Annotated in this window: 28 protein-coding genes and 1 pseudogene; all 29 read left to right on the forward strand. The window is 73.0% G+C overall.

Annotated elements, in window-relative coordinates; all coding sequences use genetic code 11:
• Nucleotides 1–239, forward strand: a 239-nt coding sequence (locus Q0480_RS12975) for a hypothetical protein (RefSeq protein WP_299133536.1), incomplete at its 5' end; no start/stop codon positions are given.
• Nucleotides 236–529, forward strand: a complete 294-nt coding sequence (locus tag Q0480_RS12980) for a hypothetical protein (protein ID WP_299133537.1) — start codon at nt 236–238, stop codon at nt 527–529. The genes Q0480_RS12975 and Q0480_RS12980, both read left to right, overlap by 4 nt.
• Nucleotides 526–942 carry a hypothetical protein gene (locus Q0480_RS12985; protein WP_299133538.1) on the forward strand — a complete coding sequence of 139 codons (417 nt, stop codon included), beginning with the start codon at nt 526–528 and terminating at the stop codon, nt 940–942. The genes Q0480_RS12980 and Q0480_RS12985 overlap by 4 nt, the downstream gene beginning before the upstream one ends.
• Nucleotides 943–1,042: 100 nt before the next feature.
• Nucleotides 1,043–1,930 (forward strand): hypothetical protein, encoded by an 888-nt coding sequence (locus Q0480_RS12990; RefSeq protein ID WP_299133539.1) that lies wholly within the window; start codon nt 1,043–1,045, stop codon nt 1,928–1,930.
• 51 nt (nt 1,931–1,981) lie between these two features.
• Complete coding sequence (locus Q0480_RS12995) at nt 1,982–2,611, forward strand: hypothetical protein (RefSeq protein ID WP_299133540.1); 630 nt, start codon at nt 1,982–1,984, stop codon at nt 2,609–2,611.
• Nucleotides 2,608–3,234, forward strand: coding sequence for a transcription termination/antitermination NusG family protein (locus tag Q0480_RS13000; protein WP_299133541.1), 627 nt, complete (start codon nt 2,608–2,610; stop codon nt 3,232–3,234). The genes Q0480_RS12995 and Q0480_RS13000 overlap by 4 nt, the downstream gene beginning before the upstream one ends.
• A 99-nt stretch (nt 3,235–3,333) precedes the next feature.
• Nucleotides 3,334–3,729 carry an HNH endonuclease signature motif containing protein gene (locus Q0480_RS13005; protein WP_299133542.1) on the forward strand — a complete coding sequence of 132 codons (396 nt, stop codon included), beginning with the start codon at nt 3,334–3,336 and terminating at the stop codon, nt 3,727–3,729.
• 177 nt (nt 3,730–3,906) lie between these two features.
• Entirely contained in the window at nt 3,907–4,350 is a 444-nt protein-coding gene (locus tag Q0480_RS13010) for a hypothetical protein (RefSeq protein ID WP_299133543.1), read from the forward strand.
• Complete coding sequence (locus tag Q0480_RS13015; protein WP_299133544.1) at nt 4,350–6,053, forward strand: terminase TerL endonuclease subunit; 1,704 nt, start codon at nt 4,350–4,352, stop codon at nt 6,051–6,053. Before Q0480_RS13010 ends, Q0480_RS13015 begins: the two co-directional genes overlap by 1 nt.
• Nucleotides 6,053–7,312 carry a phage portal protein gene (locus Q0480_RS13020; RefSeq protein ID WP_299133545.1) on the forward strand — a complete coding sequence of 420 codons (1,260 nt, stop codon included), beginning with the start codon at nt 6,053–6,055 and terminating at the stop codon, nt 7,310–7,312. Before Q0480_RS13015 ends, Q0480_RS13020 begins: the two co-directional genes overlap by 1 nt.
• Nucleotides 7,275–8,117, forward strand: a complete 843-nt coding sequence (locus tag Q0480_RS13025) for a head maturation protease, ClpP-related (RefSeq protein ID WP_299133546.1) — start codon at nt 7,275–7,277, stop codon at nt 8,115–8,117. Before Q0480_RS13020 ends, Q0480_RS13025 begins: the two co-directional genes overlap by 38 nt.
• Before the next feature lie 6 nt (nt 8,118–8,123).
• Nucleotides 8,124–9,359 (forward strand): phage major capsid protein, encoded by a 1,236-nt coding sequence (locus Q0480_RS13030; protein ID WP_299133547.1) that lies wholly within the window; start codon nt 8,124–8,126, stop codon nt 9,357–9,359.
• A gap of 16 nt (nt 9,360–9,375) precedes the next feature.
• Nucleotides 9,376–9,642 carry a hypothetical protein gene (locus Q0480_RS13035; protein ID WP_299133549.1) on the forward strand — a complete coding sequence of 89 codons (267 nt, stop codon included), beginning with the start codon at nt 9,376–9,378 and terminating at the stop codon, nt 9,640–9,642.
• A complete protein-coding gene (locus Q0480_RS13040) occupies nt 9,639–10,211 on the forward strand; it encodes a hypothetical protein (protein ID WP_299133551.1) in 573 nt (190 codons plus the stop codon). Before Q0480_RS13035 ends, Q0480_RS13040 begins: the two co-directional genes overlap by 4 nt.
• Nucleotides 10,212–10,322: 111 nt before the next feature.
• Nucleotides 10,323–10,586: a hypothetical protein gene (locus tag Q0480_RS13045; protein ID WP_299133553.1), complete on the forward strand. Its 264-nt coding sequence runs from the start codon at nt 10,323–10,325 to the stop codon at nt 10,584–10,586.
• Between the two features lie 3 nt (nt 10,587–10,589).
• Nucleotides 10,590–10,946 (forward strand): head-tail adaptor protein, encoded by a 357-nt coding sequence (locus Q0480_RS13050; protein WP_299133555.1) that lies wholly within the window; start codon nt 10,590–10,592, stop codon nt 10,944–10,946.
• Nucleotides 10,943–11,464, forward strand: coding sequence for an HK97 gp10 family phage protein (locus Q0480_RS13055; RefSeq protein WP_299133556.1), 522 nt, complete (start codon nt 10,943–10,945; stop codon nt 11,462–11,464). Before Q0480_RS13050 ends, Q0480_RS13055 begins: the two co-directional genes overlap by 4 nt.
• Nucleotides 11,464–11,889 carry a DUF3168 domain-containing protein gene (locus Q0480_RS13060; RefSeq protein WP_299133558.1) on the forward strand — a complete coding sequence of 142 codons (426 nt, stop codon included), beginning with the start codon at nt 11,464–11,466 and terminating at the stop codon, nt 11,887–11,889. The genes Q0480_RS13055 and Q0480_RS13060 overlap by 1 nt, the downstream gene beginning before the upstream one ends.
• A complete protein-coding gene (locus Q0480_RS13065) occupies nt 11,886–12,329 on the forward strand; it encodes a phage tail tube protein (protein ID WP_299133560.1) in 444 nt (147 codons plus the stop codon). Before Q0480_RS13060 ends, Q0480_RS13065 begins: the two co-directional genes overlap by 4 nt.
• The gene (locus tag Q0480_RS13070; protein ID WP_299133562.1) at nt 12,329–12,712 is read left to right on the forward strand and encodes a hypothetical protein; all 384 of its coding nucleotides are present in this window, start codon (nt 12,329–12,331) and stop codon (nt 12,710–12,712) included. Before Q0480_RS13065 ends, Q0480_RS13070 begins: the two co-directional genes overlap by 1 nt.
• A 107-nt stretch (nt 12,713–12,819) precedes the next feature.
• Nucleotides 12,820–13,080, forward strand: coding sequence for a hypothetical protein (locus tag Q0480_RS13075; RefSeq protein WP_299133563.1), 261 nt, complete (start codon nt 12,820–12,822; stop codon nt 13,078–13,080).
• A 4-nt stretch (nt 13,081–13,084) separates the two neighbouring features.
• Nucleotides 13,085–15,445: a phage tail tape measure protein gene (locus tag Q0480_RS13080; protein WP_299133564.1), complete on the forward strand. Its 2,361-nt coding sequence runs from the start codon at nt 13,085–13,087 to the stop codon at nt 15,443–15,445.
• A gap of 20 nt (nt 15,446–15,465) precedes the next feature.
• On the forward strand, nt 15,466–16,113 hold the full coding sequence (locus Q0480_RS13085; RefSeq protein WP_299133566.1) for a hypothetical protein: 648 nt from the start codon (nt 15,466–15,468) through the stop codon (nt 16,111–16,113).
• Complete coding sequence (locus Q0480_RS13090; RefSeq protein ID WP_299133567.1) at nt 16,113–16,742, forward strand: hypothetical protein; 630 nt, start codon at nt 16,113–16,115, stop codon at nt 16,740–16,742. The genes Q0480_RS13085 and Q0480_RS13090 overlap by 1 nt, the downstream gene beginning before the upstream one ends.
• Entirely contained in the window at nt 16,739–17,149 is a 411-nt protein-coding gene (locus Q0480_RS13095; protein WP_299133568.1) for a hypothetical protein, read from the forward strand. Before Q0480_RS13090 ends, Q0480_RS13095 begins: the two co-directional genes overlap by 4 nt.
• A gap of 3 nt (nt 17,150–17,152) precedes the next feature.
• The gene (locus Q0480_RS13100) at nt 17,153–22,282 is read left to right on the forward strand and encodes a phage tail protein (protein WP_299133570.1); all 5,130 of its coding nucleotides are present in this window, start codon (nt 17,153–17,155) and stop codon (nt 22,280–22,282) included.
• A gap of 2 nt (nt 22,283–22,284) precedes the next feature.
• Nucleotides 22,285–22,692: a hypothetical protein gene (locus Q0480_RS13105; RefSeq protein WP_299133572.1), complete on the forward strand. Its 408-nt coding sequence runs from the start codon at nt 22,285–22,287 to the stop codon at nt 22,690–22,692.
• Complete coding sequence (locus tag Q0480_RS13110) at nt 22,689–23,126, forward strand: hypothetical protein (protein ID WP_299133574.1); 438 nt, start codon at nt 22,689–22,691, stop codon at nt 23,124–23,126. Before Q0480_RS13105 ends, Q0480_RS13110 begins: the two co-directional genes overlap by 4 nt.
• A gap of 49 nt (nt 23,127–23,175) precedes the next feature.
• A pseudogene (locus Q0480_RS13115) lies at nt 23,176–23,719 on the forward strand (hypothetical protein); the annotation flags it as partial.

Raw genomic sequence — 23,719 nt, forward strand, 5'->3', positions numbered from 1 at the left:
TCTGGGTGACGCATGCGCGCGGCTACCGGGTGCTGCCGGAACGGCTGTTCCGTCTCGAGGGCGATCCGCTCGAGGTCCTCTGGTTCACCGAAGGCCGCCACGCGACGCGGGCCGAGGTGCTCGGCGCGCTCGTGGCGGGCTTTCCCGCGCTGCGCGAGCTGGCCGAGCGCGACGGGCCGGAGGCCGTGGCACTCGCGGAACGGATGCTCGACGCCGCGCTTCGGCTGGTGCCGGCGTGAGCGCCGAGCGGGCGCTCTGGGCGGACGTGCTCTGCCAGCAGATCCGCGACCTCGGCGCGGGGCGGCGCGACGCCGCGGCGGCCGAGGCCTGGGTGGGCGCCACGCCGGGGCGCGACTTCCGCCTGGTCTGCGCGCTGGCCGGGATCGAGGTCGGGCCGACGCACGCCCGCCTGCGCGAGATCATCGCCAGCCCGCGCGAGGCGCGGCGCGCGGTGTCGGGCATGCTGAGCCCGGTCGAGGCCGTCCGCTACCGCCACCGCGCGGCCGCGCCGGAGGGCCGGCGGCGATGAGCGACGCGGCCCTCGCGCAGGCGCTGGCGCGGCTCGAGGCGGCCGGGATCGGTCTCGCCGCGCGCGTGCCCGTGCCCTGGGGCGTGGCGCCGCTGACGCTCGCGCCCGGGGACGTGCCCGCCTTTCTCGCCGACCCCGAGGGCTTCGCGGCCGGGCGGCTCGGCGGGACGGTCGAGGCCTGGCGCGCCTGGCGCGACGCCGCCGGGCAGCCGCGCTGCGGCGCGCGGGACGCCGACGGCGCGCGCTGCCGGCGCGTGATCGGGCCGCTGGCGCGCGAGATCGGCGCCTGGCTGGCCGAGGACGGCAAGCCCTGCGCCGAGCACGGCGGGCCGGGCTGGACCCCGGACCCGGTGCCCTGGCGCTACCTCGTCGACCTGACCTGGGAGGCGCCGGAGACCGGCGGCGGAACATGACGGACCGACTTTCCGGCGGGGAGGACCCGTCGCCCACCGCGCTCGCGGAGCTCTTCGCGCGGGCCCGGGAAGCCGACCGCGCAGCCAGGGAGACGTGACGATGAGCCTGGCCGAAATCGAAACCGGAGGCGCCGGCGAGGGCGAGGACTGGTCGGACCTCGCCCTCACCTGGATCGGGCTCTTCGAGGGCGTGCGGGACTCGGACCGGTGGGGTGCGCTGACCCGGGACATGTGGCGGACGGCGGGCGACGGGGGGCTCAGCTTCGACGAGGTCGGGCGGATCCAGGCCTTCCTCGAGCCGCGCCGGCCGGTCGAGAACCGCTGGGCGAAGACGCGGGCGCCGGACGCTCCCGGGAAGCACGCGGAGGCCCAGCCGCGCCGGCCGGTCGAGAACCGCTGCAAGAAGACGCGGGCGGTGGGCGGTCTCGTGAAGCACGCGGAGGCCCAGCCGCGCCGGCCGGGCCCGGAGGAGCGGCGGGCGGCGCGGGCGCGGCGCGAGGCGCGGGAGGCGAGGCGGTTCCGGCGGCGGTGCTGGGGCGGCTCCTCGACGATGCCGCCGCGCCAGCGCGCGCTCTACAGCGAGGGCGAGCGCGCCGCGCTGGCCGCGATCGCCAACACGATCAGCCGGCGCGACCCCGGCGCGGTGAGCGCGGCCTGCGACCTCTGCATCGACGCGATCGCCGCCGTGGCCGGCGTCTGTCGCACCACGGTGCAGAACGCGCTGCGCGCCGCGCGGCGGCTCGGGCACCTGCGCGTTCAGGAGCGGCGGCGGCCCGGGCGGCGGAGCGCGACCAACCTCGTCTGGATCGCCTGCGACGCCTGGCGGGCGTGGCTGCGCCGGGGCGGGCGGTGGGCCTTCACGAAAAATGGCCCCGATCTGGGTAAGGGCGGGGAGGGTTCAAAAAAACAAAAAATTGAGCCCGATCCTGATGTTAAGGTTAAAAGAAAAGCAGCGAGGAAGGCCAGGCGACGAAGCTGGCGAGGCTGAGGGGCGAGGAAGACGGAACGGAGGCGGGATGCGGGAAGAGCTGGAGACGAAATGACCGGGAACACCGATCAGCCGGGCGCCGAGAGCCGTTCGGCGCGGGTGCGCAGGCTGCTCATCGAGCCGCTGGAGCGCGACGGGCTGCGCCGCGCGCGCCAGATGACCGTCGCGGCGCACCAGAACTTCCTGCGCAGCTTGGAGGAACGGGTCGGCTATCTCGGCGACGAGCAGCTCGGCGTGCTCTGCGAGATGGTCGAGCGCGCCGGCCAGGGCCCGGCCCGCGACGAGTGGCCGAGCCCGGTGGTGATCTCCCATCTCGCCGCGGCCCTCGCGCCGAAGCCGGCCGCCGAGGGCCGTCTCTTGCCCAGCTGGATGCGGAGCGCGGCCGGCCGGGAGGCATGGGACGAAGCCCCCGAGGTGGCGGTGGAGCTCCTCAGGTACCTGGAAGACGGTCCTCCGATCGCGCCGCCCGCGCCGTACCACAAGGAGCGGTTCCGGCGCGAGGCGCGCGCCTCGCGCCATCGGGCCGCCGCGCTGCGCGAGCGCGCGGAAGCGGGCTGGGAGCTCGGCGCCGAGGACGCGGCCTGGCTCGCCGAGCACGACCGCGACGTCGAGCGGGCCCGCGCGCTCGTCTTCGCGAAATCCGGCACCGGAGAGCCCGGAGGCGACGAGGGCCGCCAGTGAGCGCCTGGTACGCCCTGCGGGTCGATCCGCGGCACCCGTCGGTCGGCGGCGGCGTCGCGCGCCGGCGGGTGCCGCGCCTGCCGACGCCGGTGCCGGTCGACGGGCGGAGCGCGGTCGAGACGCGCGAGCCGCCGCGCGCCGAGTTCGTGGTCGAGGCGGTGCTCGGCCGGCGCGGGATCGAGGCCTGGGTGCCGGTCGAGAGCCGGTTCAACCGCGCCAACCGCTACCAGCGGACGGCCAAGGTGCTGGCCGTCCGGCCGGTGCTCGCCGGCTACGTCTTCGTGGTGCTGGACCGCCCGGCGCAGTGGGACGTGGCGCTGGCCTGCCCGATGGTGCGCGGCGTGATGGGCTTCGGCGGCGTGCCGGCGCGGCTGCCCGAGGCCGGGATCGCCCGGCTGCGCGAGATCGAGGCGGTCGCCCAGGCGCGGGCGCACCACCGGCTGATGCCGACCGGGCGGGCCTTCGAGGTCGGCGAGGTGGTCGAGCTCATCGACGGGCCGATGGAGGGGCGGCGCGTCGAGGTGATCGGCATCGAGGGCGACCGGGCGCGGGTGTTCTGCGAATTCTTCGGCGGGGTGTTCGATGTGACGATCGGGCTTGATCGGCTGGGCGCGGTGGTGTAATCGCGAAGGTGGCGACAGTGGATCCGTCTTCAGCCCGGGGCTCAGCGTCCCGCGATTGCCGAGAAGCGCACTGACCGGCCCGCGATGATCTCAGCGGGCATGACGGCGAAGCCATGGGATTTCGGTTTCACGAGACTGATCGGGGCGCGGGTGACCGCGCCCTTTGCATTCAAGGGTATGCCGCCCCGCTATCGCACGCTGCCGCCCCGCTACGCCGCGCCGCCGCCGCGCGCGCTGCCCGCGCCGAAGCTGGCGGACGGGTTCTACCGCTCTCCGGAGTGGCGGGGGCTCGCCGCCGCGGTGAAGCGGGAACGCGGCGCGCGCTGCCAGCGCTGCGGCTCGGGCCATCGGGTGATCGCCGACCACGTGATCGAGCTCCGGGACGGCGGCGCGCCGCTCGACGCGAGCAACCTCGAGCTGCTGTGCCAGGCCTGCCACAACGCGAAGACCGCCACGGCGCGGGCGCGACGGTCGGGCCTCGGCGGGACGGCCTAGGCGCTCTCAGCCTCGGCGCCGGCGCCTGACCCACGCGGACATCGATGCGCCGCCGTTAAGGTTAACGCGCGGTGCCCGAATGGTTAACGCGCCCCGCCATGGTTAACGGGGGGGGCGAAAAGTTCTCAACCCGCGCCGCCTCCTGACCGGCGCCCTCCTCACGCGGAGAATTTTTTCTTGGGGGACGAGATTCCGGAGGTTGATCTGCTGGGGGAGCCGTATCGCGAGCTCGCCGATCCGCGCGGGCGGCCGAAACATCGGGTCACGCGCGAAAAGCGTAAGAATGTCAGTGCCTTGCGCGCGGCTGGTCTGTCGCGGGACGATATCGCCCTGGTGCTCGGGGTGTCGAAGCCGACGCTGGCGAAGTATTATTTCGCCGAGCTGAACGAGGGGGTCGCGCAGGAGCGCGCGCGGGCACTCCTCTGGCTGCGGGCCAGCGCCGAGGGTGGCAACGTCTCGGCGCAGAAGGCCTGGATCAGGGTGCTGGCCGATGGCCAGGGCGCGCCGCCGGTGCCGCGGGACGTCGATCCCGAGCTCGAACTCGGCAAGAAGGAGAAGGCGCTGCGCGACGCGAAGGCGGCCGATCAGGGATCGGCCTGGGGCGAGCTGGTCAGGCACTGATGCTGGACGGCGACGGCTGGGATTTCGCCTGCCCCGACTGGGAGGCGCGGCTGCGGGACGGGCGGTCCCTGGTGCCGGACCTGCCGCTCGATGAGGTCGAGGCGGCGCGGGCGATCGCGATCTTCAACCGCCTGCGCCTGCCCGACGTGCCGGGCCAGCCGGCGATGGCCGAGGCCGCCGGCGACTGGTTCCGCGACATCGTCGGATCGGTCTTCGGCTCGATCGACGCGCGCGGACGGCGGCGGGTGCGCGAGACCTACGGCCTGGTGCCGAAGAAGAACAACAAGACCACGGGCGGCGCCGCCGTCATGCTGACCGCGCTCCTGATGAACGAGCGGCCGCGCGCCGAGTTCCTGCTGGTCGGACCGACGCAGGACATCGCCGACCTCGCCTTCCAGCAGGTCAGCGGCATGATCGAGGCCGATCCGGACGGCTACCTCGGCAAGCGGTTCAAGGTGCAGGAGCATCTGAAGACGATCCGCGACCTGCTGAACGGCGCGTTCCTCAGGATCAAGACCTTCGACATGAAGGTGATGACCGGGTCGAAGCCGGTCGGGATCCTGATCGACGAGCTGCATGTGATGTCGCTCCTGTCCTATGCCAGCCGGGTCATGGGCCAGATGCGCGGCGGTCTCCTCGCCAATCCCGAGGGCTTCCTGATCGTCATCACCACCCAGAGCGACCAGCCGCCGGCGGGTGTGTTCAAGGCCGAGCTGCAATATGCGCGGGCGGTGCGCGACGGGCGCATCAAGGACTCGCGCCTGCTGCCGATCCTCTACGAGTTTCCGGAGGCGATGCAGACGGCGCCGGACGCGCCGTGGCGCGATCCGAAGAACTGGTCGATGGTCAACCCGAACCTCGGGCTGTCGATCGATCTCGAGACGCTGATCGCCGATTACCGGGACGCCCGGGACAAGGGCGCGGAAGAGGAACGCCGCTGGGCGTCGCAGCATCTGAATGTCGAGATCGGCCTCGCCCTGCATTCCGAGCGCTGGCGCGGCGCGGACTACTGGCTGGGCGCGGCCGAGGCCGGGCTGACGCTCGAGGCGCTGCTCGAGCGGTCGGAGGTGGTGACGATCGGCATCGACGGCGGCGGCATGGACGACATGCTCGGCCTGGTGGTGATCGGGCGCTGCGCCGTGACCCGAGCCTGGCTGGTCTGGGGCCATGCCTGGATCCAGCCCGGCGTCCTGGAGCTGCGCAAGGAGATCGCCGAGCAGCTGCGCGACCTGGAAGCCGCCGGCGATCTGACGATCTGCGAGGCGGTGACGCAGGACGTGATGGAGATCGCCGAGCTGGTCGAGCGGATCGAGGCGGCCGGGCTGCTGCCGGAAAAGGCCGGGATCGGCATCGACCCGGTGGGGATCGCGGCGCTGACCGACGAGCTCGAGGCGCGGGATCTGGGCGGCGAGCGCATCGCGGCGGTGTCGCAGGGGTTCCGGCTGTCGGGCGCGATCTGGGGCGCGGAGCGCAAGCTGGCGGACGGGACGCTGCGCCATGCCGGCCAGGCGCTGATGGCCTGGTGCGTCGGCAATGCCAGGGCGGTCCAGCGCGGCAACGCGGTGCTGATCGAGAAGGCGGTGGCGGGCAAGGCGAAGATCGATCCCCTGATCGCGCTCTTCAACGCCTTCGCGCTGATGGGGCGGGCGCCAGAGGCCTTCGGGGCAAGCGTCTATTCGGAACGGGGGCTGTTGACGGTCTGATGGGCAGGAAGAGGCGCGCGCGCGCGGCGCGCGAGATGGCGCGGATCCGGGACCGCGTCCAGGCGGCGGCCGGCATGAACGATCCCGCCCTGCTCGAATTCATCCGCGGCGGCGAGGGGGCGGCGGTCAGCGTCGAGAGCGCGCTGGAGAATTCCGCCGTCTGGCGCTGCGTCGACCTGATTTCGGGCTCGATCGGCATGCTGCCGCTGGGGCTGGCGCGACGCGACGCCGGGGGCGCGCTGGTGCCGGCGGAGGAACATGCGCTGCACCAGGTGCTGCGCCACGCGCCGAACGGCTGGCAGACGCCTTTCGAGTTCAAGGCGCTGATGCAGACCTGGGCGCTGGTGCATGGCAATGCCTATGCGCTGCCGGTGCGCCTGCTCGGCCGGGTCACGGAGCTGCGCCCGATCCGGCCCGACCTGGTCGAGGCGGAACTGCGCGGCGACTGGTCGGTGGTCTATCACGTCCAGGGGGCGGACGGCGCCCGGACGGTGGTGCCGGCCGGGGAGATGTTCCACCTGCGCGGGCCGTCGCTCGATGGCGTCACCGGCATCAGCCGGGTGAAGAAGGCGGCGCGGGTGATCGCCACGGCGCTGCGCGCCCAGGAAGCGGGCGATCGGCTGTTTCGCGAGGGCATCATGGCCTCCGGCGCCCTGCGGCATCCGAACCGGCTGGGACCGGAGGCGGTCGAGCATCTGCGCCGGTCGATGGAAGAACGCTATGCCGGCGCGGGCAATGCCGGAAAGTGGATGATCCTCGAGGAGGGGATGGAAGCGCAGATCTTCCAGGCCACCGCCGAGAACAGCCAGCTGGTCGAGACCCGCGCCGCGCAGGTCGAGGAGATCGCGCGCATCTTCGGGGTGCCGCGACCGCTGATGGGGGTCGAGGAGACCAGCTGGGGCTCGGGCATCGAGCAGCTGGCCATCCTCTTCGTGCGCTTCGGCCTCGCGCCCTGGTTCAAGGCCTGGGAGGAGGCGATCACCCGCAGCCTGCTGCCCCGCAAGGACTGGGGCGTGATCATCCCCGATTTCGACGAACGCGAGCTGCTGCGCGGCACGCTGAAGGACCAGGCCGAGTTCTTCGCCCGCGCGCTCGGCTCCGGCGGGCATTCGCCCTGGATGGCGGTCAACGAGGTGCGCGAGCTGAGCGGGCTCGGGCGCGACAAGGATGGCGACGGATTGAAGCCCGCGAACGCCGGCGCGGCCAGAGGAGCAAGCAACGATGTCCCTGAGACGACTGCCGCCGCCGCGCGCGCTTGAGCGGCCCGATCGCCTGTCGTGGGACGCGCCCTCGACCGTGATCTCGGCCTGGGCGGACCGGCCGCTGGCGGCCGAGGCCGACGAGGCGGCGACGATCTCGATCTACGAGGTGATCGGCGAGGACTGGTGGACCGGCGAGGGCGTGACCGCGAAGCGGATCGCCGCCGCGCTGCGCTCGGTCGGAGCGACCCCGGTCACGGTCAATATCAACAGCCCCGGCGGCGACATGTTCGAGGGGCTCGCGATCTACAACCTCCTGCGCGAGCATCCGGCGGAGGTCCGGGTGAAGGTGATGGGGGTCGCGGCCAGCGCCGCCTCGATCATCGCCATGGCGGGTGATCGGATCGAGATGGGGCTGGGCAGCTTCCTGATGATCCACAACGCCTGGGGCGTGGTGGTCGGCAACCGCAACGACATGCGCGCGACGGCCGACACCTTCGACCAGTTCGACGGCGCGATGGCCGATATCTACGCGGCGCGCAGCGGCCTCGATCTCGGAGCGATCAGCGCGCTGATGGATGCCGAAAGCTGGATCCGGGCGTCGGAGGCCGTCGAAAAGGGCCTGGCCGACGGGAGCTTCGACGGTCCGGACCCGGAGACGAAACCCGGAGCGCGCGCGCTCGGAGCGCGGCGTCGGGTCGAGGCGCGGCTCGCCGCCACCGGACTGTCGCCCGCCGATCGGCGGCTTCTGATGGAGGAGGCGACCGGCATCGCCCCGCCCTCCGACCCCGCCCCTGAACCCGGCGCGGCGCTGGATCTCGGCGCCGCCGCGCGCCTGCTCGTAACCCTGACAGCGAAAGGCTGACACCAGATGTCCAAGTTTGACCCCACCCCGTTCCGGGGCCTGGCCGCCGGGGGCGTCCGCGCCGACGCCGGCGATGCCAACCGGATCCTCGCGCAGCTGCAGACCGCGGTCGAGGAGATGCGCGCCGAGCAGGCGACCCAGATCGCCGAGCTGCGGCGCGGCCAGGGCGACGTGGTGCGCGCCGAGAAGGTCGACCGGATCAATGTCGAGATCGGCGAGCTGCAGGCCGCGCTCGACGCGCTGAACGCGCGGGTCGCCGCGCGGGAGATCCCGGCCCCCGGCGGCCGCGCGGTCCGGGACGCGGACTATACCGACGCGTTCCGGGCGCATATGCGCCGCGGCGACGTTCAGGCGTCGCTGAACAAGGGGGCGGCCTCCGAGGGCGGCTATCTCGCGCCGGTCGAATGGGACCGCACGATCACCGACAAGCTGGTCATCGTCTCGCCGATGCGGCAGCTCGCGGCCTCGATCAGCATTTCGGGCGCCGGCTACACCAAGCTGTTCAATCTCGGCGGCACCGCCTCGGGCTGGGTCGGCGAGCAGGCCGCGCGCGCCGCGACCGCGACCGGCACCTTCGGCCAGATGACCTATGCCACCGGCGAGCTCTATGCCAATCCGGCCGCGACGCAGGGAATGCTGGACGACGCGGAGATCGATCTCGAAGCCTGGCTGGCCGGCGAGGTCGAGACCGAATTCGCGCTGCGCGAGGGCATCGCCTTCGTCAGCGGCGACGGGGTCAACAAGCCGACCGGGATCCTCACCTATGTCACCGGCGGGGCCAACGCCGCCGTCCATCCGTTCGGCGCCATCGCCGTGGTGAACAGCGGCGCGCCGACCGCGCTGACGGCGGACGGCATCCTGAACCTGATCTATGCGCTGCCGGCCGCCTTCGCCGAGGCGGCGCGCTTCGCCATGAACCGCAACACCCTGCGCCTGGCGCGGCTCTTGAAGGATGGCGAGGGCAACTATCTGTGGCAGCCGAGCTACCAGCTCGGCCAGCCCTCGACGCTGGCGGGCTATGGCGTGACCGAGGTCGCGGCGATGCCCGATGTCGCGGCCGGCGCCAAGGCCGCGCTGTTCGGCGACTTCAAGCGGACCTATCTCGTGGTCGACCGGAAGGGTGTGCGCCTGCTGCGCGATCCCTTCACCAACAAGCCCTTCGTGCAGTTCTACACCACGAAGCGGGTCGGCGGCGGGCTGCTCAATCCCGAGACGATGCGCGCGCTGAACATCGCCACCTGAGCCGGAGGAAGCCGTCATGAAGTTCCGCAAGCCGTTCCTCGGCGTACCGGACGGGGAAATCTATCCCGTCCAGTACGCCAAGGGCGACGAGTGCCCGCCCGAGCTCGAGGCGGCCGCGATCTCGGAGGGCGTGGTGAAGCCGCCGAAGGGGCGGTCCGGACCGGAGGAGCCCGAACCGGAAGACGAGCCCGAACCGGAGGATGACGGGGAGGAGCTGGTCATCGAGCCGGAGGATGATCCGGTCGGGGATGATCCGGTCGGGGCGGAGGAAGGCGGCGCGTGATCCCGGTGCTGCCTTCGGCCTGGCCGGCGCGGGTGACGCCGCCGGCCACGGCGCCGGTCAGCCTGGCCGAGGCGCGGCAGGAGCTGCGCGTCGTCTGGCCGGAGGGATCGCCGGAGGATGCGCGCATCGAGGAGATGCTCGCCGCCGCCGTGGCCGAGTTCGACGGCTGGCAGGGGCTGCTCGGCCGGGCGCTGGAAGCGCAGACCTGGGAGATGGGCCTCGCCCGGTTCGCGACGCCGATCGTCCTGGCGCCGGGCCCGGTGGCGAGCGTCACCGCCATCACCTGGCGCGACGCCTCGGGGGCGGTGGCGGTGCTGGCCCCCGAGACCTACCGGCTGGATGCGCGCGCCGTCGAGGCGCTGGTCTGGCCGGTGGCGGACTGGCCCGAGGCGGTGGCGCCCGGACCCGGGCAGGACGCCGTGACGCTGCGCTGGGTCGCGGGGACCGGCTGCCCGCCGGAGGCGCGGCGGGCGATCCTGGCGCTGGTGGCGCACTGGTACAACGGCGGCGTCGGCGTCCCGGGCGGGGTGCTGGAGCAGGTGGCGCGGCTCCGGCGATTGAGCCTTTAGAGCGGAAACCGACCCGGCGGCGCCGGGCCGTCCGCTCCGGATTCTTGAATTTGCGCAATGTCCAACCGGACGATTCCGTCCGGTTGGACATTGCTCCAGCGGGAGAGATCGATGCCTGACGCATACGAGGCGCATCAGCGTGGCCTGAGCGGTCCGGCGGACCGCGGCTTCGCCATCACGCCGCATGCGAGCAACCCGCTCGCCTTCGTGACGCGCGCGCTCTATGTCGGCGGCGCCGGCGACCTGGTGCTGCGCCTGGCCGGCGAGGCCGCCGACATCACGCTGGCGGCGGTGCCGGCCGGCACCCTGCTGCCGCTCAGGGTCAGCCATGTGCGGGCGACCAGTTCGGCGACGCTTCTGGTCGCGCTCTACTGAGCCATGGGTTCCGATGGGCGGTTCGATCGGGCTTTCGACACGCGAAAGCTCGACCGGGTGATCCGGGTCGAGCGGGCGAGCGTGACGATCGACGCCTTCGGCGGCGAGGTGACCAGCTGGTCGGTGCTCGCCGACGGCGTCGGGGCGCGGGTGAGCCCGGTGGGCGAGGGCGAGCGCCTACGCGCCGGCGAGCTCGGCGCCGATATCGCGACGCGCTTCCGGATCGGCTGGGGCCTCGATGTGCGGGTGACCGACCGGATCGTCCATGAGGGCCGGATCCATGCGATCAGCGCCGTGACCGAGCTCGGCCGTCGCGCCGGGCAGGAGATCACGGCGGCCGCCCGGGCGGAGGCGGTGTGAAGATCCGGGTCGAGGGGCTGAGCGAGACCGAGGCGGCGCTGGCCGCGCTCGGCAAGTCGCTGGGGCGCGCGGTGCTGCGCCGCGTCGGCATCCGGGCGCTGACGCCGATGGCCGAGGCGGCGCGGGCGATGGCGCCCGACGATCCGGCGACCCCCGAGAGCATCGCCGAGACGATCATCGTGACCACGAAGCGGCCCACGCGCGAAAGGAGCGCCGCCGCCCGCGCCTATGGCGCCGTGCGCTACGCTGGCGGGAGCGTCGCGGAGGCGCGCGCCGCCGCGAAGGCGGCGGGCGCCGGCACGGTCGAGGTCTTCATGGGGCCGAACCGCGATCCGAAGGCGGTCCAGCAGGAATTCGGCAATTCGCGGCACGGGCCGCGGCCCTACATGCGGCCGGCCTGGGAGGCGGGCAAGATGGGCGCGCTCGAGGCGGTGCGCGACGATCTCGGCGCCGAGATCGCGCGGACGGCGGCGCGCGCGGCGGCCCGCGCGGCCCGCAAGGCGCGAAGCGGCGGCTGATGGAAGAGGATCTGCGGGCGCTGCTCATCGCGGACGCGGGCGTCGCGGCCGCCGTCGCGGCGCGCGTGAGCTGGGGCGGGCGGCCGCAGGGATCGGACCTGCCGGCGATCCTGCTGCATCTCGTCGCCCGGCCGGGGGCGCATCTGCTCGACGGGCCTTCGGGTCTCGTCGAGAGCCGCGTCCAGGTCGATTGCTGGGGGCGGACCTATGCCGGCGCCAAGCTCGCCGCGCGCGCCGCCGAACGCGCACTCGACGGGTTCGGGCGGGTCGGGTCGGGCGTGATCGGCGGCACCCGGTTCCAGGGGATCTTCAGGATCGTCTCGCGCGACATGAGCGAGGCGCGGATCGTCGACGGCGGCGACGTGGTGGAGCAGCTCTTCGCCACGTCGATGGATTTCTCAATCAGGCATCAGGAGGAGCCGTGAGCAACCAGATCATTTCCTACGGGGCGTCGCTCGAGCGATCGCTCAACGGCACCTCGGGCTGGGCCGATATTCCGGAGGCGAAGGGCGTGGCCGTTCCCTCGACCACCCAGGAATATCCCGAGGTCACCAGTCTCGACAGTCCGAACGGGTTCCGCGAATATATCAAGGGCCTGAAGGACGCCGGCGAGATCGAGCTCGAATGCGGCTATACCGCCGCCGGCTACGAGCAGCAGGTGGCCGACAACGCCGCCGCCGGCGCGATCTATTATCGCGTCACGCTGAAACCCGCGCCGAACCAGTCGAGCGGCGACATCTTCGCCTTCCGCGGCTTTCCGACGCCGCAGCTGGTCGATAACGGCCTCGGCGAGCCGCTGGGCATGACCCTGCGCATCCGGATCACCGGCGACGTGACCTGGACCAAGGGCGCGGCGGTGGTGTGATGGGGGGCGGGAGCGGCGACCCGGCGAGCGGGGTCGATTTCGTCGCCGCGATCGACGGGGTGAGCCGGCAATACCGGCTGCGCTTCGGCTTCGCGGCGATGCGGGCCTATGGCCGGCTGGACGGCGGCGGCGAGGGCTTCCTGCGCGCCGTCCGGTCGCTGCGCGACATCGAGGAGGATCCGGACGGCTTCGACCGGGTGCACCGGCTGTTCCTGGCCGGGCTCGAGCCGCGCGCCGGCGCCGAGGAGGTCGATGCCGTGATCGACGCGCTGGGCCTCGTCCCGGCGATGGAGCTGCTCGGCCGGGCGGTCCGGGCGGCGATGCCCGGGGAGCCGCCCGAGGCCGGGGCCGGGGCGGCGGAGGCCCCGCCGGGGGAGCGCTGAGCCCCGACGCCGAGCCCGACGCCGAACTCGACGGCTGGCTGCGGGGCTGGCTTCGCGCCGGACTGGAATTCGACGCCTTCTGGCGACGCACGCCGCGCGAGGCGGAGATGATGCTCGAGGCGGCGCTCGGGCGGGCGCGGGACGCCCATGAGCTGGCGCGGGCGGTGGCGCACGAGACCGCGCAGCTGGTCGCCTTCGCCTTTCACGCGCCGCGGAAGATGCCGGCGTTCCAACCCGCCGGGCGGCGGGAGCGCGCGGCGGCGCAGGCCCCGGCCGGTCCGCGCGGCACCGCCGCCGACGATGCCCGGGTGCGGGCGTTCTTCATCGGACTGGCCCTGAGCGGCGGTCCGGATCAGCAACAGGAGTAGCCCCATGTCCTCGGCGGTGGTCGGCGCGCTGCGCGTCACGCTCGGGCTCGACACCGCCGCCTTTTCGGCCGGGCTCGACGCCGCGACCGGGCGGCTGCGCACCGCCGGCCGCGATCTCGGCCGGCTCGGCGGCAAGCTGTCGCTGGGGGTGACCGCGCCGCTGACGCTGATCGGCGCGGGCATCCTCGCCACCGCCGGCGATTTCGAGGCCGGGATGAACCGGGTCGCGGCCGCCACCGGGGCGGCCGATGGCGAGATGGCCGCGCTCGAGAAGGCGGCGCGCGCGCTCGGCAAGAGCACGATCTATTCGGCGGTCGAGGCGGCCGATGCGATCGAGATGCTGGCCAAGAACGGCGCCTCGACCGCCGATATCCTCGGCGGCGCGCTCTCCTCCTCGATGGCGCTCGCCGCCGCCACGGGCGCCGATCTCGCCGCCTCCGCCGACCTGACCACCGCCGTGATGCTGAATTTCCGCAAGGAGGCCGGGGATCTCGGCCCCGTGGTCGATGGCATCGCCGGCGCCCTCCTGGCCAGCAACTTCGAATTCGACGACTATCGCCTGGCGCTCGCCCAGGCCGGCGGCGCCGCCGGCGGCCTCGGGGTGACGCTGGAGGATTTCAACGCGGTGATGGCCGCGACCAGCGCGCGCTTTGCCAGCGGCGCCGATGCCGGCACCAGCTTCAAGACCTTCCTGCAGCGCCTGGTGCCGCAGTCCAAGGCCGCCGGAAAGGCGATGGACCAGCTCGGCCTCGAATTCTACGACGCCTCGGGCGCGCTGAAGCCGATGGCCGTGATCGCCGAGGATCTGCGCGTCGCGCTCGGCGATCTCAGCGACGAGGCGAAATCCGAGGCTCTGACCAAGATCTTCGGCACCGACGCCATGCGGACCGCGATCGGGCTGATGGAAGCCGGCGGCGCGGGTGTGCGCGCCCTCGACAAGGCGATCCGCGAGGCCTCGGCCGCCGAGCAGGCCGCCGCGCGGATGAAGGGCTGGAAGGGCGAGCTGGAAAAGCTGAACGGCGCGATGGACGAGCTGAGGCTCGTCGTCGCCGACGCCGGGCTGCTCGACATGGCGACACGGCTGGTCACGGTGTTCGGCGAGCTGGTGGACACCGCCTCGGAGGCCAATCCCACGCTGCTGCGGTTCGGTGTCGGCGCGGCGGCCGCCGCCGCCGCGCTGGGGCCGCTGCTCGTCGCCGCCGGCGCGGTGGCGGCGGCGATCGGCGTGATCGGCGCGCCGGTGGCGCTGGCGATCGCCGGCGTCGCCGCGCTCGCCGCCGCCGGTGTCGCGCTGTGGCAGAACTGGGACGTGATCCGCGAGAAGTTCCCGGGCATCGCCGGCGCGGTCGAGGGCGTCGGCGCGGCGATCGGCGCCGTCGCCGGCGTGATCGGCGAGCAGCTGGGCCTGAGCGTCCAGATGTTCGACCAGATGTTGCGCGGCGATTTCGTTGGCGCGGCCGAGACCGTCGGAACGATGGTGACGGCGCTGGGGCAGAGCCTGATCGACCTGGCGGCATCGGCCTTTCCCGAGACCACGGCGGCGGCCATGGCCTTCTCCGGCGACCTCGTCACGGGCCTCGGCGAGGCGGTGACCTGGGGAATCGAGAAGTTCGGCGAGCTCGACGCGTTTCTCGCCGCGCAGCGCGACGCGTTCCTGGCGGCCGGGCGCGACCTGATCGAGGGGCTGCTCGCGGGGTTGCGCGAGAAATGGGAGGCGGTGAAGGCCTGGTTCGGCAGCCTCGCCGAGAGCATCCCGGGCTGGATCCGCGATCCCCTGGGCATTCATTCGCCCTCGACGGTCTTCGCCGACATCGGGACCAATATCATGGAGGGTCTCGCCCAGGGGCTCGACGCGGAGAAGGACGGGATCCGCGATGGCGTCGGCTCCTTCGCCCAGGACATCGCCCAGCAGTTCAAGTCGGTGCTGACCGGGGCCGTGAGCCTGCGCGAGGGGCTGTCGAATGTGCTGGGTTCGCTCGGCGGACGATTGTTCGATTCCGGGCTCGACGCCGGGATCGGCATGATCGGCGGCGCGCTCGGCATTCCGGGATTTGCCCGCGGCACCGGCTTCGCGCCGGGCGGGCTGGCGCGGATCAACGAGCTCGGCGGCGAGATCGTCAATCTGCCGCGCGGCGCGCAGGTGATCCCGCATGACATTTCGCGGCGGATGGCCGAGGCGAGCGGCGAAGCGTCGGGCGGCTGGGGCGGGCCGCGAGGCATCGCGGTGAGCGTGTCCGGGGCGCGCGGCAACAGCGAGATCGAGAGCATGGTGCGGGCCGGCGTCGCCGCCGGGTTGCGCGACTATGACGGGCGCATGGCGGACCGGGTGGCGGGGATCAGCGCCGATCCCTGGTATCGCGGCTGATGAAGGGGCGAGGCTGAACCATGGCGCTGACCTTTCCGCTGTCGCGCGCGGCCTTCGCCGACCAGTTGCGCATCGCGAGCTTTCGCTGGTCCTTGCGCGAATTCGTCGAGACCTCCGGCACCGTCGGCGGCCAGCCGCTGGTGAACGAGATCGCCGCCCGGCGCTGGGCGGCGGAGGTCGAGCTGGCGGTGATGACCCGGCCGGGCGCCGCCGACCTGCGGGCGCTCTTCGCCGCGATCGGTCCGGGCGGCACCTTCTACCTGCATGATGCGACCGTTCCGGGGCCAAGGGCCGATCCGACCGGCGCCGGCCTCGGCGGCGCGGCGCCGGTGCTGAACACGCTCGGCGGGGACAACAGGAGCCTCCGCCTCGCCGGATTGCCCGCCGGCTATGTCATCAGCCGGGGCGACATGCTGGGGTTCGAATTCGGCAGCCCGGCGCGGCGCGCGCTGCACCAGGTGGTGGAGACGGTCACCGCCTCCGGCGCCGGGGTGACGCCGCTGTTCGAGGTCCGGCCGTTCCTGCGTCCGGGCTATGCCACCGGGGCCGCCGTCACGCTGGTGAAGCCCGGCGTCCGGATGATGCTGGTGCCGGGGAGCTTCGATCCCGGCACGGCCGGGCCGGTGACAGTGTCCGGCATGGCCTTCCAGGCGATCGAGGTCCGTTGATGCGCGAGGTCGACGCCGCCGTCCAGGCGCTGCGCGTGAGCCGGGCGCCGATGGGTACGCGCCAGCTGGTCTGGATCGAGGCGCGCAACCGGGCGACGGGCGCGGTGGAGGGCCTCGGGCTCTGGACCGGCGAGGAGGATGAGGAGATCACCGTCCAGGACCGCTGGACCGGCGCGACCGTCACCCGTCTGTTCCGCGGCGCCGGAGGGCTGCTGGGTGTCGAGGGCATCGAGCAGCGGGCAGGATTCGCCGTGCGGCCCGTCACCCTGCGCCTGTCGGTGATCGATCCGACGGTGATCGCCGCCGTCCGCCTGTATGATCCGCGCAATGCGCGCACCCAGATCTGGCGCCGGACCTATGCCGGCGAGACCGGCCTGGCCGTCGGACATCCCGAGGCCCGCTTCAAGGGGTTCGTCGACAAGGCGCCGATTCCGCGCCCCGCGCCGGGCGGCGAGGCGGTGATCGAGGCGCGGCTGGTCTCGGCCGCGCGGCTCCTGACCCTGCCCGCGCCCAGGCGGAAGTCCGACGCGGCGCAGCGCCGGCGCGATCCGGCCGACGCCTTTCGCACCGACAAGGCCACCATGGGGTCCGCCGACATCCCCTGGGGCCAGCCGGATGGCCGGGAATGAGCGCGGATCGGGCGCGGTTGCCGGACTGGCGGCCGAGGCTGCTGGCGCATTTCGCGGCCGGGCGGCGGCTGGACTTCGAGCTCGGCATTCATGATTGCGCGCGGTTCGCGGCCGGCGCGGTGCTGGCGGTGACCGGCGTCGATCCGCTCGCCGGCGTCGTCTGGCGGACAGAGGCCGGCGCGCGCCGGGCGCTCGGCCGCCTCGGCGTCGCCGATCCGGTCGATTTCGCGCGCCGCGAATTTCCCGAGATCGCGGTCAGCGCGGCGCGGGCCGGCGATCTCGCCGCCGTATCGGTCGAGGAGGGACCGGCGCTCGCCGTCGTCTATGACGCGCGGCTGTTCCTGCCCGCCGCGCGGGGCCTCGGGCATCTGCCGCTGACCGACGCCACCTCGGCCTTCCGGGTCTGATCGATGCCCCCCGTCGGAGCCGCGATCGGAACCGCGCTCGCCGCCTTCGGCGGCGCGCTGACCTACGCCGGCCTCGCGGTCGGCGGCGCCATGGGGCTGGCCGACGCCGCGAGTTTCGCGGTGATGGGCGTGCTGCAGCGGCTGGCCGGCGGCGTCGCCTTGTCGGCGCTGAGCCGGGCGCTGGCGCCGAAGCCGGGCGGGGTCCGGTTCGGCGGCGCGAAGCTGCGCGCGGAGGTGGGCGAGGACCGGCCGGCCAGCATCATCCTCGGCCTGCGCGGCACCGCCGGCGATCTCGTCTATCGCAACAGCTACGGCAATCCGGACGAGCCGAACGCCTTTTACACCCAGGTGTTCGAGCTGGCCGACTTCCCCGTCCGCGCCCTGAAACGGGTGATGATCAACGGGGAGTGGGCGACGCTGTCGGCGAGCGCCGACACCAGCGTCTGGAAGCGCGGCTATCCGGTGATCGAGTATCGGAAGAACGGCCGCGACTTCCTGTGGGTGCGGTTCCATGACGGCCGGCAGGTCTCGGCCGACCCGGGGCTGCGGGAGGCCTTCGGCGACGACGAGGACTGGCCGTGGCTCGCGGACCGGATCGGCCGCGGCATTCCCTATGTCATCGTCACCGCGCGGTCGAATCCGGAGGTGCATCGCGCCGCGCCCACCTGCCTGTTCGAGGTCGAGGGCGCCGCGCTCTACGATCCGCGGCGAGACAGCACGCGGCCGGGCGGGTCGGGACCGCAGCGGCGGGCCACGCCCTCGACCTGGGGCGGGGACGGCGACTTCAACCCGGCCGTCCAGGCCTACAACATCCTGCTCGGGCTCCTCGACCCGGTCACCGGCGGCTGGATCTGGGGCGGGCGCGAGATCAGCCAGCGCGACCTGCCGGAGGCGGCCTGGTTCGCCGCCATGAACAAGTGCGACGCGCCCGCGCACGGCCGCGACGGCGTGGAGCCCGCCTGGCGCACCGGGATCGAGATCCCGTTCGACGAGGCGACCACCCCGGCGGACGCGCTGCTCGAGATCGGGTTGGGCTGCATGGGGCAGTTCGCGGAATACGCCGGCGGCTGGATCATGACCGTGGGCGCGCCGGGCGCGCCGGTCTATGCCTTCACCGACGACGATATCATCCTGACGGCGGCCGAGGAGTTCGACCCGTTCCCGGGCATCGACCAGGCCTATAATTCGGTCACCGCCACCTATCCCTCGCCCGAGCACGGCTGGCAGACGCGCGAGGCGCCGCGCCGGGCGAGTGCGACCTATCTGGCCGAGGACGGCCGGCCGCTGAACGCCGAGCTGGCGCTGGCCGCCGTGCCCTACGAAGCCCAGGCACAGCGGGCGCAGCTGGCCGGCCTGAAGGCCGGGCGGCGGTTCCGCCAGCAGGCGCTGGTCCTGCCGCCCGAGCTGGCGGCGCTGTCGGTGCTGGACGTGGTGGCGCAGACCTCGGCGCGCAACGGGTTCGTCGACAAGGACTGGGAGCTCGACGGGCTCGAGGACCTGCCGGACGGCTGCGTGGCCGTCCGGCTGCGCGAGGTCGATCCGACGGATTATGATTTCGGCGCCGGCGATCTGCTGGATGGCGGGGGCGGGTTCCTCGGCCGGCCGCCGGCGCAGGTCTGGTCCGACGATTTCAGCGTGGCGCCAGGCTATCTGATCGACGCGGCCAGCAACCAGCGCCGCGCCGCGATCGATCTCTCCTGGAACCCGGCGAAGGACGCGACGGGGGTACGCTGGCAGATGCGCCTCGCCGCCGATCACACGCATGTGCCGAGCCAGGGCGGGGTCGATCTCGGCGAGGAGGAGGCGGCGGCGGGGCTCGGGCTCGAGGTCTATGACGGCGAGGCGCTGGAGGTCTGGGCCGACGAGCCGCTGCTGCGCGGCTACGCCGCCGACATCGCCGAGGGGCATCGGCTGATCAGCGACGGGGTGATCCCGCTCGTCGCCTATCAGCTGCGGGCGCGCTATGTGCGCGGGCGCCGGCGCGGCCCCTGGTGCGACTGGATGGAGGTCACGGCGCCCTCGGTCCTGTTGAGCGAGCTCGATCTCGACGCGTCGCTCAACAACCGGATCGACACCGCCGTCGATGGCGCCGAGGCCTCGCGCGAGGACAGCGCCGCCGCGCTGGCGATCAGCCTGGCCAACCAGGAAGCGGTCGCGGCGCTGGCCGGCGACACGATCTCCGATCTCGAGGCGCTGATCGCCACGCTGGGCGGGATCGACGCCGGCGACGTCCTCGCCGCGCGGGAGCTGGCGCTCGCCGCGCTGGAGCGCGGCTGGAACACCGATCCGACCTTCCAGCTGTTCACCGCCGGCGCGCCGGACCACTGGACCGCCACCGGCCTCGCCACCTATGGCGCGCCCTTCGTCGGGCGCTATGGCGGCGGGCTGGCGATCGACATCCCGACCGGGGCCTACGCGGCCAGCCTGCGCAGCGCCTCGGACGTGGCGGAACAGATGACCGGGGCGGATCGGGCCGCGGCCCATGTCGTGATCTACGGCATGGTGACGCTGACCGCCGGCGACCCGGCCTCGCTCCATCTGCGCGCCGAGTGGAAGGCGGCCGGTTCCGGCAGCTGGACCAGGGGCGACATGAAGGGCCTGACCGCGCCGGACGGCACCTTCGTCCAGCTCGGGATCACCGTCCAGCCGGGCATCCGCCAGGGGTTCGAGGTGCTGGTTCGCCGCCCGGCCGGCATGGGCGCGGCCGACGCGATTTCCGTCCTGCTCGGCAAGGTGTCGGGCATCACCACGGCGGTCGATCTCGACATCCATCTGCTCGGCATCCGCGCGGCGACCGAGCAGGAGATCGTCGGCGCCGCCTCGGCGGCGAGCATCGTCACCCAGGGCGCCAGCATCGCCGGCCTGACCGCCTCGCTCGCCACGCTGTCGACCACGCTGACCAGTTCCATCGCCGGGGTCTATTCGCATCTCGGGCTGACCTATCTGACCGAGGCGGAGATCAACGCCGCGCTGGCCCTGTTCGAGCTGGACCTCCTGTCCACGGTGGACGGCGTGGTGGCCGAGGCCGGGCTCCGGTTCTACACCAAGGCCGAGGTCGACGAGGGGATCGCCGACGCCATCGCGGCCTTCGCCATCACGCTGAGCCTGACCACGGTGGAGGGGCTGAGCGCGGCGCTGACCGACGAGGCGGCGCTGCGGATCGACGGCGACAATCTGCTCGGCGGGCGGATCGCGAAGATCGAGCTGCGCCGCGACCCGGCGAGCATCGTCACCAACGGCGGCTTCGCCTCCGGCACCAACGCCGCCTGGACCGCGACCGGCGCGGTCTGGCCCGCCGCCTGGACCGTGGTGGCGCGTGGCGGCGCCGCGCCGCAATCGACCGCGCCCGCCCCGTTCATGGCCCGCCTGCCCACCGGGGGCGGCGCGGTCCAGGCCGTCAACCAGGCCGTGGAGGCGGCGGCCGGCGACCGGTTCTCGGCCTCGTTCTTCTACGCGGCCGCCGGCGCCAGTCGGAACGTCACCCTGCTCGGCTACGTGCGGGCGCTCGACCTGAACGGCGGCAGCCTCGGCACCTTTCCGATGGGCCAGATCACCGGCTATGCCGGCACGAGCTGGCAGAAGGCCGAGGCGCACGGGCTCGGGCCGATGCCGGCCGGCACCGCCAGCGCGCGGTTCGAGCTGCGCCGCCTGGCGGGCGGATCGGGCGATGCGCTGGTCACCCAGATCGCCGGCTACCGGGAGGACAGCGGCGCGGCGGCGGGCATCGCCGAGGTGGGCGCCGTGGCGGTCGGCGCGAACGCCGCGATCGCCTCGCTCTCCGGCGCGATCAACGCGAGCTTCGGGTCGCAGTCCGCCTTCATCAGCGACACGCGGAGCGCGGTGGCGAGCCTCGACCTGCTGGCCTCGACCTGGGTGTTCCGCCAGAAGGCCGGGGCGGCGGTCGGCACGGCCGAGGCCGTCGCCTTCGAGCAGCCCGACGGCACGGCGATCAGCACCTTCAAGCTGACCTACGACTACATCGATCTGGACAGCAAGGTCTCGGCCCGGGACTTCATCGTCCATGACAGCACCAACAAGGTGCCCGACGACCAGCTGCAGAGCGCGCGGAGCTGGGGCATCACCGCCGGCACCACCGAATGGGCCTGCTATCCCGACGCCGCGCTGAGCAACGCCGGCAGCCTCGGCGAGCTGCGCTGGATCGGCACTCCGGGCGCGGCCGGCAATGCCATCCTCGTCGGCCTTCCCTTCCCGGTGAACACCAGCCCCGATCCGGACGACGCGGAGACCGAGACGCTCGCCTGTTCCTATCGCATGCGCGGCAATGGCGCGGCCTATGTCGGCTATGCCCAGCTCGCCTTCTTCGACAGCGCCGGCGCGCAGATCGCCCTGGCGAGCATCGATTATCAGGCGGCGCCGGTCACCACCACCGCGACCATCCGGCGCAAGGCGGTGATCGAGGTGCCGGCGCTGGCCGTGACCGCGTGCTGGCGCTTCGTCGTCGCACGCGCCAGTACCGCCAGCGCCTTCGCCCGGTTCTTCCGCCCCGTCGCCCGCCGCCAGTCGAGCGTGGTGGAGATCAAGGACGGCGCGATCACCGCCGCGAAGGCCAATATCAGCGATCTCGGCGCGCTGGTGGCCACCCTCGGCACCTGCACCATCACCAGCGCGCTCAATTTCGCGCCGGGGGTGGTGGTCACCGGCGCGCTCGGGCTGAACGCCGTCTCCGACATCGGCGCGTCGGTGCGCGACAGCGCCCTGGTGATCGCGGCCGACGACAGCTGGACCACCGTCTGCTCCTACACCGTCGCGCTGGTGCCCGGGACCGCGGTCCTGCTCTCCACCCGGGTCGAGCTCGACCGGGTCAGCAAATGGAACACCGGCTGGAGCGGGCTCTATATCGACGCCGAGCATGAATACCGGCTGCTGCGCGGCTCGACCGTCGTGCATGCCGGCACCCGCGAGACCTTCGTCGACATCCCCGCGACCGGCACCGGCTCGCGGACCTACACGCTGCAGATGCGCACCTCCGAACCCGGGTCCGAGCGGCTGACGCTCGATTATTTCAACTACGACACCGGCTCCTTCCAGGTGGTCACCGCCGTCCCGACCACGCGACGCCAGTCGGCGCGGGTCGCCTATGCCCATCTCGTCGTCCAGGCCTTCAAGAGGTGAGCATGGCCCTACGCCACCGCGTCGTCGTCTACGACACCGCCAGCGGGCGGATCGATCATGTCGCGACCAATGTTCCCGAGGAGCTGGTCGGCGCGCAGGCGCTGACCGGGCAGTCGGCGATGATCACCACGCTGGACCGGGTTTCCGGCGCGGACTGGTACGTGGCCGGCGGCGTTCTCGCGCCGCGCCCGTCGCTGACCTTCGACAGGCTGGAGATCACGGCCGACGGCGAAGACACCGCCCGGCTGGAGCGGCCCGGCGTCTGGACCGCCCATATCGACGGCGCGGCCTACGACATCACCGGCCCGCTCGAATTCGCCGCCGACATGCCGGGGGTCTACGTGGTCGTGGTCGAGGACGAGGACGCCTTCCCCTGGCTCGCCTATCGCGCGGAGGTCGTCGCATCGTGAAGCTGACCCTTCGCAAGGACATCGCGGGCGAGCGCGCCGCCGCCATCGCGCGCGTCAATGCGCGGGCCGGGGCGCTGCGCGGGCGCGTGGTGACCGTGATCCCCGGCCAGGAGATGATCTATCTCGAAAAGGCGTCGGAAGCGCGGCGCTACCTCGCAGCCTACCCCGCGCCGGAGGACATCCCCGGCGCGCTCGACGCCGATCCGGCCACCGGCTTTCCGTTCCTGTGCGCCGAGCTCGGCATCACCGCCGACGATCCGCATGCGCTGGCGCTGATCTGGATCGGCGGCGCGAGCCTGTTCCGCCAGATCGGCGCGGCGATCGAGACCATCCGCCTCGGCGCCGTCGCCGCGATCGAGGCGGCCGCCAGCCCCGTCGGAATCGCCGCCGCCGAGGCCGCCGCCGAGGCCGCCTTCGCCCTGGTTTTCGGATAGTCCCCGCGACCCTCACCCTCTGACCCGTCAATTTCGCCCGGAGAGCGCCATGCCCCCCCTGCCCTTTGGTCCCAAGACGCCGATCGACGCCGAGGTCGGCGACGCGCTGCTGGTCGCGCGCGGCGAGGGCCTCGGCCTCGAGGTCGAGAAGATCCGGCTGGAGGACGCCGCGACCGGCGCGCTGGTGGCGGAGGGCCTCGACGCGTTCCTCGAAGGCGACGCCTGGCGCACCGGCGGCGGCGGCGGCGGCGGGTCGGGGGCGGACGGCAGGACCGTGCTCAGCGGCGCGGCCACGCCCTCGGGCGGCACCGGGTCCAACGGCGATTTCTACATCAACACCGCGACCTGGGTGATCCACGGGCCGAAGGCGGGCGGCGCCTGGCCGGCGGGCGTGTCGCTGCTCGGCGCGGCGGGGGCGGCCGGGGCCAGCGGCGCGAGCGTGCTGAGCGGCGCCGGCGCGGCCTCCGGCGGTGCGAACGGCGATTTCTACGTCCGCACCTCGAACTGGACGATCAGCGGCCCGAAGGCGGGCGGCGTCTGGCCGGCGGCGGTCAGCCTGATCGGCGCGGCCGGCGCGGACGGGCTGGCCGGCG

This window comes from uncultured Amaricoccus sp., from assembly GCF_937891315.1.
Lineage (GTDB): Bacteria > Pseudomonadota > Alphaproteobacteria > Rhodobacterales > Rhodobacteraceae > Amaricoccus.

What these genes read in the sequence shown, in the direction of transcription:
- Q0480_RS12985 (WP_299133538.1), top strand. Translation starts at nt 526, where the DNA reads ATGAGCGACGCGGCCCTCGCGCAGGCGCTGGCGCGGCTCGAGGCGGCC.
- Q0480_RS12990 (WP_299133539.1), top strand. Translation starts at nt 1,043, where the DNA reads ATGAGCCTGGCCGAAATCGAAACCGGAGGCGCCGGCGAGGGCGAGGAC.
- Q0480_RS12995 (WP_299133540.1), top strand. Translation starts at nt 1,982, where the DNA reads ATGACCGGGAACACCGATCAGCCGGGCGCCGAGAGCCGTTCGGCGCGG.
- Q0480_RS13005 (WP_299133542.1), top strand. Translation starts at nt 3,334, where the DNA reads ATGACGGCGAAGCCATGGGATTTCGGTTTCACGAGACTGATCGGGGCG.
- Q0480_RS13015 (WP_299133544.1), top strand. Translation starts at nt 4,350, where the DNA reads ATGCTGGACGGCGACGGCTGGGATTTCGCCTGCCCCGACTGGGAGGCG.
- Q0480_RS13020 (WP_299133545.1), top strand. Translation starts at nt 6,053, where the DNA reads ATGGGCAGGAAGAGGCGCGCGCGCGCGGCGCGCGAGATGGCGCGGATC.
- Q0480_RS13025 (WP_299133546.1), top strand. Translation starts at nt 7,275, where the DNA reads ATGTCCCTGAGACGACTGCCGCCGCCGCGCGCGCTTGAGCGGCCCGAT.
- Q0480_RS13030 (WP_299133547.1), top strand. Translation starts at nt 8,124, where the DNA reads ATGTCCAAGTTTGACCCCACCCCGTTCCGGGGCCTGGCCGCCGGGGGC.
- Q0480_RS13035 (WP_299133549.1), top strand. Translation starts at nt 9,376, where the DNA reads ATGAAGTTCCGCAAGCCGTTCCTCGGCGTACCGGACGGGGAAATCTAT.
- Q0480_RS13045 (WP_299133553.1), top strand. Translation starts at nt 10,323, where the DNA reads ATGCCTGACGCATACGAGGCGCATCAGCGTGGCCTGAGCGGTCCGGCG.
- Q0480_RS13050 (WP_299133555.1), top strand. Translation starts at nt 10,590, where the DNA reads ATGGGTTCCGATGGGCGGTTCGATCGGGCTTTCGACACGCGAAAGCTC.
- Q0480_RS13060 (WP_299133558.1), top strand. Translation starts at nt 11,464, where the DNA reads ATGGAAGAGGATCTGCGGGCGCTGCTCATCGCGGACGCGGGCGTCGCG.
- Q0480_RS13070 (WP_299133562.1), top strand. Translation starts at nt 12,329, where the DNA reads ATGGGGGGCGGGAGCGGCGACCCGGCGAGCGGGGTCGATTTCGTCGCC.
- Q0480_RS13075 (WP_299133563.1), top strand. Translation starts at nt 12,820, where the DNA reads ATGATGCTCGAGGCGGCGCTCGGGCGGGCGCGGGACGCCCATGAGCTG.
- Q0480_RS13080 (WP_299133564.1), top strand. Translation starts at nt 13,085, where the DNA reads ATGTCCTCGGCGGTGGTCGGCGCGCTGCGCGTCACGCTCGGGCTCGAC.
- Q0480_RS13085 (WP_299133566.1), top strand. Translation starts at nt 15,466, where the DNA reads ATGGCGCTGACCTTTCCGCTGTCGCGCGCGGCCTTCGCCGACCAGTTG.
- Q0480_RS13090 (WP_299133567.1), top strand. Translation starts at nt 16,113, where the DNA reads ATGCGCGAGGTCGACGCCGCCGTCCAGGCGCTGCGCGTGAGCCGGGCG.
- Q0480_RS13095 (WP_299133568.1), top strand. Translation starts at nt 16,739, where the DNA reads ATGAGCGCGGATCGGGCGCGGTTGCCGGACTGGCGGCCGAGGCTGCTG.
- Q0480_RS13100 (WP_299133570.1), top strand. Translation starts at nt 17,153, where the DNA reads ATGCCCCCCGTCGGAGCCGCGATCGGAACCGCGCTCGCCGCCTTCGGC.
- Q0480_RS13105 (WP_299133572.1), top strand. Translation starts at nt 22,285, where the DNA reads ATGGCCCTACGCCACCGCGTCGTCGTCTACGACACCGCCAGCGGGCGG.